This is a genomic window from Kosakonia cowanii JCM 10956 = DSM 18146, from assembly GCF_001975225.1.
GTDB lineage: Bacteria > Pseudomonadota > Gammaproteobacteria > Enterobacterales > Enterobacteriaceae > Kosakonia > Kosakonia cowanii.
In genome coordinates, this window is the sequence record NZ_CP019445.1 from 369,064 (window position 1) to 380,184 (window position 11,121).

Below are 11,121 nucleotides of genomic sequence, written 5' to 3' on the forward strand. Positions count from 1 at the left end.
CTTTACCTCTTACGCCAGACGCGGGTTAACTTTATCTGCATCGATGTTGAATTTGGTGATCGCTTCTGCCACCACTTTCTTGTCGATTTCGCCACGTTTAGCCAGTTCGCCCAGGGCTGCTACCACCACGTAAGAAGCATCAACTTCGAAGTGGTGACGCAGGTTTTCACGGCTGTCGGAACGACCGAAGCCATCGGTACCCAGTACGCGGTAATCATCAGCCGGTACATAAGTACGAACCTGTTCGGCGAACAGTTTCATATAGTCAGTAGATGCTACAGCCGGAGCGTCGTTCATCACCTGAGCGATGTACGGAACGCGCGGAGTTTCCAGCGGGTGCAGCATGTTCCAGCGTTCACAATCCTGGCCATCACGCGCCAGTTCAGTGAAGGAAGTGACGCTATAAACGTCAGAACCTACGCCGTAGTCGTTAGCCAGGATCTGCGCTGCTTCACGAACGTGACGCAGGATAGAACCGGAGCCCAGCAGCTGAACTTTACCTTTGTTACCCGCAACGGTTTCGAGTTTGTAGATACCTTTACGGATACCTTCCTCGGCGCCTTCCGGCATTGCCGGCATGTGGTAGTTTTCGTTCAGCGTGGTGATGTAGTAGTAAACGTTCTCTTGTTTCTCGCCGTACATGCGCTGCAGACCGTCATGCATGATGACCGCAACTTCGTAAGCGTAAGACGGATCGTAAGAGATACAGTTCGGGATAGTCAGCGACTGAATGTGGCTGTGACCATCTTCGTGCTGCAGACCTTCACCGTTCAGCGTCGTACGACCAGAAGTACCACCTACCAGGAAGCCGCGAGCCTGCTGGTCGCCGGCCTGCCAGCACAGGTCACCGATACGCTGGAAACCGAACATCGAGTAGTAGATGTAGAACGGAATCATCGGCAGGTTGTTGGTGCTGTAAGAGGTCGCAGCCGCCAGCCAGGATGCGCCAGCACCCAGTTCGTTGATACCTTCCTGCAGGATCTGACCTTTCTCGTCTTCTTTGTAGTAAGCAACCTGCTCACGGTCCTGCGGGGTGTACTGCTGGCCGTTCGGGCTGTAAATACCAATCTGACGGAACAGACCTTCCATACCGAAGGTACGCGCTTCATCGGCGATGATCGGAACCAGGCGATCTTTGATCGACTTGTTCTTCAGCATCACGTTCAGGGCACGAACGAAGGCGATGGTGGTGGAGATCTCTTTGTTCTGCTCTTCCAGCAGCTGAGAGAAGTCTTCCAGCGCAGGCAGATCCAGTTTTTCGGTGAAGTTCGGCTGACGTGACGGCAGGTAGCCTTTCAGCGCCTGGCGACGTTCGTGCAGATATTTGTGCTCTTCAGAGCCTTCAGCGAAGGTGAGGTAAGAGAGTTTTTCAACTTGCTCATCGGTCACCGGAACATTGAAGCGGTCGCGGATATAACGCACGCCGTCCATGTTCATTTTCTTCACCTGGTGGGCGATGTTTTTACCTTCGGCGGTGTCGCCCATGCCATAACCTTTAACGGTGTGGGCCAGGATGACAGTTGCTTTGCCTTTGGTTTCTTGCGCTTTTTTCAGTGCAGCGTAGATTTTCTTCGGATCGTGACCACCACGGTTCAGTGCCCAGATCTGCTCGTCGCTCCAGTCTGCAACCAGTGCGGCGGTTTCCGGGTATTTACCGAAGAAGTGCTCGCGAACGTACGCACCATCTTTCGATTTGAAGGTCTGGTAGTCGCCGTCAACGGTTTCGTTCATCAGCTGGATCAGTTTACCGCTGGTGTCTTTACGCAGCAGTTCGTCCCAACGAGAACCCCACATCACCTTGATTACGTTCCAGCCAGCACCTGCGAAGATGCCTTCCAGTTCGTTGATGATTTTGCCGTTACCGGTAACCGGGCCATCAAGACGCTGCAGGTTACAGTTGATGATGAAGCAGAGGTTGTCCAGCTTCTCACGGGTCGCGATGGTGATCGCACCTTTGGATTCCGGCTCATCCATCTCGCCATCGCCGAGGAAGGCGTAAACGGTCTGTTCAGAGGTATCTTTCAGACCACGGTGTTCCAGATATTTCAGGAACTTCGCCTGATAGATGGCACCAATCGGGCCCAGCCCCATGGAAACGGTCGGGAACTGCCAGAATTCCGGCATCAGTTTCGGGTGCGGATAAGAAGAGAGGCCTTTACCGTGAACTTCCTGACGGAAGTTGTTCATCTGCTCTTCAGTCAGACGACCTTCAACAAATGCACGTGCGTACACGCCCGGAGAGATGTGGCCCTGGAAGTACACCAGATCGCCGCCGTCTTTCTCGTTACGAGCGCGGAAGAAGTGGTTGAAGCAGACTTCGTAAATGGTTGCGGAAGACTGGAAGGAGGCCATGTGGCCGCCAAGCTCGAGGTCTTTTTTAGACGCACGCAGAACCGTCATGATTGCGTTCCAGCGGATAGCTGAACGAATACGGCGTTCCAGTTCCAGATTGCCCGGGTATTCCGGTTCATCTTCAACGGCAATAGTGTTTACGTAGTTGCTCGCCCCTGTGCCAGCTGCCACTTTCACACCGCCTTTGCGGGCTTCAGAAAGGAGCTGGTCAATCAGATACTGAGCACGCTCAACACCTTCTTCACGGATGACCGATTCGATCGCCTGTAGCCAGTCGCGAGTTTCGATCGGATCCACGTCATTTTGTAAACGTTCTGACATGGGGGGTATTCCTTATCTATCTAATCGTTGATTGTCTGGAACCTGTCCCATTGCACTCTGACGGCCTGTAAAGGTTCGTAAAAGTGCAATAAGACAGGTTCTGCGTTTAGTTGCCGCGCTCTAAAAGTTGGCGCTGTTGTTACAACTCTTCCGGCACAATTTGCGCCAGAAAATTCTAATTCTTGCGCTGCTCCAGCCGACGCAGAGAGCGTTCACGACGACTCTGTTCACGGCTGCGATCCAGCAAAATCTCTTCAATAAACGCCAGATGGCGGTGCGACGCTTCACGCGCCTCTTCCGGTTTGCCAGCCATGATCGCGGCGAAGATACTCGCACGATGGTTGCTGACCAGCGGTAGCATCTCGCGGCGGGCGTAGAGCAGTTCGAAGTTTTGACGAACGTTCTGCGCCAGCATCGGCTCCATGCAGCGTAGCAGATGAAGCAGGACTACATTATGTGCCGCTTCCGTTACGGCGATTTGATACTGCACGACCGCGCTGGACTCCGCGTCCAGATCGCCCGACTGTTGAGCCAGCTCAATAGCGCGATGCAGCTCGCCAATCCGCACTTTGTCTTCGTCGGTGCTGCGAAGCGCCGCGTAATAAGCAGCAATGCCTTCCAGTGCATGGCGCGTTTCGAGAAGATCAAATTGGGATTCGGGATGATCGGTCAGAAGCTCGACCAGCGGATCGCTGAAGCTCTGCCACAGACTGCTTTGGACAAAGGTCCCGCCACCCTGGCGACGTAGGAGCAGGCCTTTCGCTTCGAGACGCTGGATGGCCTCGCGCAGTGAAGGACGAGAAACGTCGAACTGTTTGGCCAGTTCGCGCTCTGGAGGAAGTTTTTCACCGGGACGGAGTGTGCCCTCGAGAATCAAAAACTCCAGTTGCTGCTCAATCACATCGGAAAGTTTAGGTTGGCGGATTTTGCTGTAGGCCATTGTTCCCTGTCTCTGCCACTCGCCCGGAGTAAATTGGTCTTACCAATTTCATATTGTTGACGCTAAAGTAACAAAGTATTCACCTTCTGTCCATACAGGTTTTGATTGAAATCAGGAAACCACGCACATTTTAACAAGCAAAGAGAAATGGCGTTTCAAAGATGTAACCTTACGCAAATGACTCGTTTACCCCTTAAGAGTGAGTTTTAACTTTCCCGAAACGCAAATTACTGAATGTGAACCGATTCAGTCGGTTTATAGATGATTTTTTATTCACTTCTGATGAATAAAAAGAGGGGTGTTTTGGTATGAGGGGGTAAGAGGGTTATTTGCGGGCGTTCTTTTTTTCGTCAGCTCGTCATAGACGCGTCATAAAGCAGATGCATTCCCGTTCGCTTACCACTATTCTTTGGCATGCGAAAGGTCTCAAGTCAAAATCATCCTGCCGCTTCGTAAAGCAAAAAATACATATAAATGGAACTTATTCATTACACGCTTAAACATAGCGTAAACATAATAACCACACACGAGGTTTCATAATGGAAGGTCAACAGCACGGCGATCAGCTAAAGCGCGGCCTTAAGAACCGCCATATACAGCTTATCGCGCTGGGCGGTGCTATTGGGACTGGGCTGTTTCTGGGCAGCGCGTCAGTCATCCAGTCGGCCGGTCCCGGCATTATTCTCGGCTACGCCATTGCCGGTTTTATCGCGTTTCTGATTATGCGCCAGCTCGGTGAGATGGTGGTCGAAGAGCCGGTTGCCGGCTCCTTCAGCCATTTCGCTTACAAATACTGGGGCAGTTTTGCCGGCTTCGCCTCCGGCTGGAACTACTGGGTGCTCTACGTGCTGGTCGCCATGGCCGAACTGACGGCGGTCGGTAAATATGTCCAGTTCTGGTGGCCGGAAATCCCTACCTGGGCTTCCGCTGCCGTCTTCTTTGTCGTTATCAACGCCATCAACCTGACCAACGTAAAAGTGTTCGGCGAGATGGAGTTCTGGTTTGCCATTATCAAAGTGGTGGCCGTGGTGGCGATGATCCTCTTCGGCGGCTGGCTGCTGTTTAGCGACAGCGCAGGCCCGCAGGCGACGGTTCGCAACTTATGGGAACAGGGCGGCTTCCTGCCGCACGGCATCGGCGGCCTGGTAATGATGATGGCGATCATCATGTTCTCCTTCGGCGGGCTGGAGCTGGTCGGTATCACCGCGGCGGAAGCGGATAACCCGGAGCAGAGCATTCCCAAAGCGACCAACCAGGTTATCTACCGCATTCTGATCTTCTATATCGGCTCGCTGGCTGTGCTGCTCTCCCTGCTGCCGTGGACCCGCGTAACGGCTGACACCAGCCCGTTTGTACTGATCTTCCATGAACTTGGCGACTCCTTTGTAGCCAATGCGCTGAATATCGTGGTACTGACGGCGGCGCTGTCGGTCTACAACAGCTGCGTTTACTGCAACAGTCGCATGCTGTTTGGCCTGGCCAAACAGGGCAACGCGCCGAAGATGCTGCAAAAAACCGACAAGCGCGGCGTGCCGGTCAACACCATCCTCGTCTCCGCGCTCTTCACCGCGCTCTGCGTGCTGATCAACTACCTCGCACCGGAATCCGCCTTTGGGCTGCTGATGGCGCTGGTGGTCTCCGCGCTGGTGATTAACTGGGCGATGATTAGCCTCGCGCACATGCGTTTTCGTCGTGCGAAGCAGCAACAGGGCGTCAAACCGCGCTTCCCGGCGCTCTTCTACCCGCTGGGGAACTGGATCTGCCTGATCTTTATGGCGGCAGTGCTGGTTATCATGGTGATGACGCCGGGTATGGCGATCTCCGTGTGGCTCATCCCGGTATGGATTGCCATTCTTGGCGTCGGTTACCTGGTACGACAGAAAAATGCAAAAGCGGTAAAAGCACACTGATCCCCTTCTGCCCTCCCCTCTCCCGCCCGGGAGAGGGTTGTTAAACCAATGTTAACTTCCTCACACTTTCCTTTACGTAGCTATATTGTCCATCTCTGCGGCGTGATCCTGCTACGCAAATAAAAATTTACGGGCGAATAATCGAACTCATACCTCAGAGGGAGACCCGTCGATGGACACCACTAAACTGTCTGTTAAAGAGAAGATTGGTTATGGCATGGGCGACGCCGGATGCAACATCATCTTTGGCGCCATCATGCTGTTTGTGAACTATTTCTACACCGATATCTTCGGTCTAGCTCCCGCGCTGGTTGGCGTGCTGCTGCTGTCGATTCGCGTTATTGATGCCATTACCGACCCGTTAATGGGCGCGCTGGCTGACCGCACGCAAAGCAAATATGGCCGTTTTCGCCCGTGGCTACTGTGGATTGCGGTGCCTTACGCGGTCTTTAGCGTGCTGATGTTTACCACGCCGGAGTGGACCTACAGCAGCAAAGTTATCTATGCCTTTGTCACCTACTTCCTGCTCTCCCTCACCTACACCGCCATTAACATTCCCTACTGCTCACTGGGCGGCGTTATCACCAACGATCCGAAAGAGCGCGTGGCCTGCCAGTCTTACCGCTTTGTGATGGTTGGTATCGCGACGCTGCTGCTGTCGCTGACGCTGCTGCCAATGGCGGAGTGGTTTGGCGGCGCGGATAAAGCCAAAGGCTATCAGATGGCGATGACGGTGCTGGCATTTATCGGCATGTGTATGTTCCTGTACTGCTTTGCTACGGTGCGCGAGCGTGTGCGCCCGGCGGTGCCGACCAATGACGATCTGAAGAAAGATTTCCGCGACGTGTGGAAGAACGATCAGTGGGTGCGCATTCTGCTGCTGACGCTGTGCAACGTCTGCCCCGGCTTTATCCGTATGGCCGCCACCATGTACTACGTCACCTGGGTGATGCAGGAGAGCACCCACTTCGCCACGCTGTTTATCAGCCTTGGCGTGGTCGGCATGATGTTCGGTAGCATGCTGGCAAAAGTGCTGACCGACCGCTGGTGCAAACTGAAAGTCTTCTTCTGGACCAATATCGCGCTGGCGATTTTCTCCTGCGGCTTCTACTTCCTTGACCCGCGCGCGACGGTGATGATTGCGGTGCTCTACTTCCTGCTCAACATCCTGCACCAGATCCCCTCCCCGCTGCACTGGTCGCTGATGGCCGATGTCGATGACTACGGCGAGTGGAAAACCGGCAAACGTATCACCGGCATCAGCTTTTCCGGCAACCTCTTCTTCCTGAAAGTCGGGCTGGCGGTAGCGGGCGCGATGGTTGGTTTCCTGCTCTCCTGGTATGGCTACGACGCCGGTGCCAAACAGCAGAGCGCCAGCGCTATCAACGGCATTATGCTGCTGTTTACGGTGATCCCGGGCGTCGGTTATCTCATCACCGCAGGCGTTGTCCGTCTGTTGAAAGTAGACCGTGAATTGATGAAACAGATCCAGGCGGATCTGGAAAAACGCCGCATTAACTACCACGAACTGAGCGACAGCCAGAGCGTACCGGCGGCGAAAAACGTAAGGAATGCATAATGAAAACCTGGCCGAACCCCTTTATTGAACAGCGCGCAGACCCGTTTATTCTGCGCCACGACGAACACTACTACTTTGTCGCCTCGGTGCCGGAGTACGACCGCCTCGAGATCCGCCGCGCCGCCACGCTCGACGGGCTGCGCAGCGCCAAAGGAGTGGTCGTGTGGCGTAAACCGCAAAGCGGGCCGATGAGCGAGCTTATCTGGGCACCCGAACTGCATCATATTGAGGGCAAATGGTATTTGTACTTTGCCGCCGCCGGAACAAAGGCGCTCGATAAGCTGAATATGTTCCAGCACCGCATGTTTGTGCTGGAGTGCGCAGACGCCGATCCGCTCAGCGGAGAGTGGGTTGAAAAAGGCCAGGTTAAGACGCCATTCGACACCTTTGCGCTGGATGCCACCACCTTTGTGCATCAGGGCAAGCGCTGGTATTTGTGGGCGCAAAAAGCGCCGGATATTGCGGGCAACTCCAATCTCTATCTGGCGGAGATGGAAAACCCGTGGACGCTGAAAGGCGAGCCGGTGATGTTAAGCAAACCGGAGTTCGAGTGGGAGTGCCGCGGCTTTCTGGTTAACGAAGGCCCGGCAGTGCTGTTTCACGAAGATAAGCTCTTTATCAGCTACTCCGCCAGCGCAACGGACGAGAACTACTGCATGGGGCTGCTGTGGATCGATCTCGACGCCAACCCGCTTGCGCCACAAAACTGGCATAAATCGCCAGAGCCGGTGTTTAAAACCAGTTATGAAAACCGCCAGTATGGCCCGGGACACAACAGCTTTACGCAGACGCCGGAGGGGGAAGATGTGCTGGTGTATCACGCGCGTAACTACACCGAAATTGAGGGCGATCCGCTCTACGATCCTAACCGCCATACGCGGCTGAAAACGATTCGCTGGCAGGAAAACGGGATGCCTGATTTCGGCATCCCGGCGGCGGATAATCAGTAAACCGGCGGCACGCGGTTACATCAGCGTGCCGTAAATCGTCAGTAACGCCACCACCACGACCACGGCAAACGAGGTCTTCTTCGCCATCGACACCGCCGCTTTCGGCGTGGCGACCTTATCATGATGCGGCTCGCGCGCCAGCGAGAACTGCGCCAGCCGCGTTAACACATGGTATTGCGAGGTGTGGGTATCACCGAGCGAGGCAAACCAGGCCGGCAGTGCTTTCTCACCATGACCAATCAACGCATAGACCACGCCCGCAAGGCGCACCGGCACCCAATCGAGCAGATGTAAAATCGCGTCGATGCCCGATTGCTGCCGCTCGGTCGGCGTCTGGAAGCGCGCCAGCCAATACTGCCAGGCGCGCAAAAAGGCATACCCGGCCAGCAATACTGGCCCCCAGGGGCCACCCACCACAAACCAGAAGAGCGGCGCGAGATAGAAGCGGAAGTTGATCCACAGCAGCGCATTCTGCAATTCGCGCAGGAACTCGCGCTCGTCGCAACCGGGCGGCACGCCGTGAATCAGCGTCAGCTCACTGGCCATCGCCATATGGGCGCGGCTGTCGTTTCGCGCCGCCGCTTTCAGATAGGCATGGTAGTGCAACCGCACTTTGCCCGCGCCGATGCACAGCAGGCCAATCAGGATCCACACCACCAGCAGCGGGACGTTGAAAAACAGCCCCAACAGCGCGCGCAGAATCAGGAAGGTCACCAGCATGGCTAACGCCGTCATTAACAGCGTTCTCAGCATCGAATAGCGCTTGATGCGCCGGAACAGCACCTCCAGCCGGTGATCCAGTTGCCAGTGCTCTCCCAGTTTAAACAGCCGCTCCGCTGCCAGCACCAGCAGCATGGTGAATAACGTCATGGCTTCTCCTTTTCTGACAACGCGGCGACCAGGGCACGAAATTTGGCCCAGTCAAACGCATGGCCGGGGTCGGTCTTACGTTCAGGCGCGATATCGCTGTGTCCGGTCATATTGTCGGCAATCGCCGGGTAAAGCTCAATCACCGTTCGTGTCACCGCCGCCAGTTGGCGGTACTGCGCGTCGGTATACGCCAGATCGTCCGTTCCCTCAAGCTCAATACCGATTGAAAAATCGTTGCAGCGCTCGCGCCCCTGATAAGAGGAGACGCCCGCATGCCAGGCGCGCTTATCGAAAGGCACATATTGCACGATTTCTCCGTCGCGGCGAATCAGACAGTGCGCAGAAACGCGAAGATGAGCAATGCCGGCAAAATAGGGATCGGCGCTTGGATCCAGCGTGCCGGTAAAGAGTGCGTCAATCCACGGGCCGCCAAACTCGCCGGGTGGCAGGCTGATATTATGTACCACTAACAGTGATGGCGACTCATCGTCCGGGCGGCAATCATAATGCGGAGAGGGCACATGCCGCGCCTCTACCAGCCAACCCTTGCGTAACTGCATAAGGAACTCCTTATAGAGGATGGTGCTGAAACACGCTTCAGAGTAGCATGCTTAGGCCGCCTCCCATAATGCCGGAGCTGCACAACCAAACGCTAACTTTGTGATTCGTTACACTTTTTGGAGCCTATCATGCCGCCTCGCCGCTATAACCCCGACCTTCGCCGTGACGCGTTGCTCAAACGCATCGAACTGGATATTCCTGCCGCCGTCGCGCTGGCATTGCGTGAAGATCTGGGTGGAGAAGTCGATGCGAATAACGACATTACCGCGCAATTATTACCGCCAGAGAATCGCTCCCATGCGGTAGTGATCACCCGTGAAGAGGGGGTGTTCTGCGGTAAACGCTGGGTTGAAGAGGTGTTTATACAGCTGGCGGGCGACGACGTGACGCTCACCTGGCACGTTGCGGATGGCGACACGGTGCAGGCCGATCAGCCGCTGTTTGAGCTGGATGGCCCTTCGCGTGTGCTACTCACAGGTGAACGTACGGCGCTCAACTTCGTCCAGACGCTCTCCGGCGTCGCCAGCGCGGTGCGCAACTATGTCGCCCTGCTGGAGGGCACTAAAACGCAGCTGCTTGATACGCGCAAAACCCTGCCCGGCCTGCGCACGGCGCTGAAATATGCGGTGCTGTGCGGCGGCGGTGCGAACCATCGCCTTGGGCTTTCCGATGCGTTTCTGATCAAAGAGAACCACATTATCGCCGCAGGCTCAGTGCGCAACGCGGTAGAGAAAGCCTTCTGGCTGCACCCCGATGTGCCGGTCGAGGTTGAAGTCGAGACGCTGGAAGAGTTCGACGACGCGCTGAAGGCAGGAGCGGATATCATCATGCTGGATAACTTCGCGCCCGAGCAGATGCGCGAAGCGGTCAAACGGGCCAATGGCCAGGCAAAACTCGAAGTTTCGGGCAACGTTACCGAGCAGACGCTGCACGAATTTGCGCAAACCGGTGTCGATTACATCTCTGTTGGCGCGCTGACCAAACACGTTCGCGCCCTCGATCTGTCGATGCGTTTTCGCTGATCTGCGGCCACTCTCACGGGCCGCTGGCCCGTTTTTTGCGGCTCATCTCGCAACTAAACTGGTCTGTTGTGCAACAGCGGTAAAAACGCCGGAAGCCACTTTCCGGGCTGCTCTTTTGCCACTCGCCCGCTTTTCACCCCCTGACACAGTAACGGCTCTGCATAAGGAGCCGTCTATGAACAGACAACACGGATTTACCCTCATTGAGCTGATGGTGGTGATTGGCATCGTCGCCATTCTGAGCGCCATCGGCATTCCCGCCTATCAAAACTACCTGCGTAAAGCAGCATTAACGGACATGCTGCAAACTTTTGTCCCCTATCGCACCGCCGTCGAGCTTTGCGCGCTGGAGCGCGGCGGGGTCGATAACTGCGACGCCAGCAGCAACGGTATCCCCGCACCGACGACAACACGTTATGTCGCCGCGCTCAGCGTTGCCAGGGGCGTGGTTTCGCTCACCGGCCAGGAGAGCCTTAATGGCCTGAGTGTGGTGATGACGCCGCAGTGGAGCAGCGCCGATGGCATCCAGGGCTGGGCACGCAGCTGTAACACCGAGGCAGACAGTGCGTTGCAGCAGGCGTGCGAAGACGTTTTCCGTACCGGTCGATAAGGATAT

At 55.6% G+C, this 11,121-nt stretch carries 9 protein-coding genes; 5 read left to right on the forward strand and 4 right to left on the reverse strand.

The annotated features are described in order from the left end of the window. Window positions 1–9 precede the first annotated feature (9 nt). A complete protein-coding gene (gene aceE, locus BWI95_RS01730; RefSeq protein ID WP_023480311.1) occupies window positions 10–2,673 on the reverse strand; it encodes a pyruvate dehydrogenase (acetyl-transferring), homodimeric type in 2,664 nt (887 codons plus the stop codon). A gap of 175 nt (window positions 2,674–2,848) precedes the next feature. Next, entirely contained in the window at window positions 2,849–3,613 is a 765-nt protein-coding gene (pdhR, locus tag BWI95_RS01735) for a pyruvate dehydrogenase complex transcriptional repressor PdhR (protein WP_023480248.1), read from the reverse strand. A gap of 539 nt (window positions 3,614–4,152) precedes the next feature. Here pdhR and aroP point away from each other — a divergent pair. The 3 genes from aroP to BWI95_RS01750 all read left to right on the forward strand — a co-directional run bounded on the left by aroP (window position 4,153) and on the right by BWI95_RS01750 (window position 8,052). After that, complete coding sequence (aroP, locus tag BWI95_RS01740; RefSeq protein ID WP_076768886.1) at window positions 4,153–5,523, forward strand: aromatic amino acid transporter AroP; 1,371 nt, start codon at window positions 4,153–4,155, stop codon at window positions 5,521–5,523. A 172-nt stretch (window positions 5,524–5,695) separates the two neighbouring features. Continuing rightward, window positions 5,696–7,102, forward strand: coding sequence for a glycoside-pentoside-hexuronide (GPH):cation symporter (locus BWI95_RS01745; RefSeq protein WP_054802809.1), 1,407 nt, complete (start codon window positions 5,696–5,698; stop codon window positions 7,100–7,102). Further along, a complete protein-coding gene (locus BWI95_RS01750) occupies window positions 7,102–8,052 on the forward strand; it encodes a glycoside hydrolase family 43 protein (protein WP_054802808.1) in 951 nt (316 codons plus the stop codon). The genes BWI95_RS01745 and BWI95_RS01750 overlap by 1 nt, the downstream gene beginning before the upstream one ends. A gap of 15 nt (window positions 8,053–8,067) precedes the next feature. On the opposite strand, the gene ampE is transcribed toward BWI95_RS01750, so the two are convergent. Continuing rightward, window positions 8,068–8,922, reverse strand: a complete 855-nt coding sequence (gene ampE, locus BWI95_RS01755) for a beta-lactamase regulator AmpE (protein ID WP_054802807.1) — start codon at window positions 8,920–8,922, stop codon at window positions 8,068–8,070. Beyond that, the gene (gene ampD, locus BWI95_RS01760) at window positions 8,919–9,482 is read right to left on the reverse strand and encodes a 1,6-anhydro-N-acetylmuramyl-L-alanine amidase AmpD (protein ID WP_054802806.1); all 564 of its coding nucleotides are present in this window, start codon (window positions 9,480–9,482) and stop codon (window positions 8,919–8,921) included. Before ampD ends, ampE begins: the two co-directional genes overlap by 4 nt. Window positions 9,483–9,611: 129 nt before the next feature. Here ampD and nadC point away from each other — a divergent pair, with 129 nt between their 5' ends. Both nadC and ppdD read left to right on the forward strand, forming a co-directional pair. After that, window positions 9,612–10,505, forward strand: coding sequence for a carboxylating nicotinate-nucleotide diphosphorylase (gene nadC, locus BWI95_RS01765; RefSeq protein ID WP_076768887.1), 894 nt, complete (start codon window positions 9,612–9,614; stop codon window positions 10,503–10,505). A 175-nt stretch (window positions 10,506–10,680) separates the two neighbouring features. Further along, the gene (gene ppdD, locus BWI95_RS01770) at window positions 10,681–11,115 is read left to right on the forward strand and encodes a prepilin peptidase-dependent pilin (protein ID WP_054802805.1); all 435 of its coding nucleotides are present in this window, start codon (window positions 10,681–10,683) and stop codon (window positions 11,113–11,115) included. Window positions 11,116–11,121: the final 6 nt, after the last annotated feature.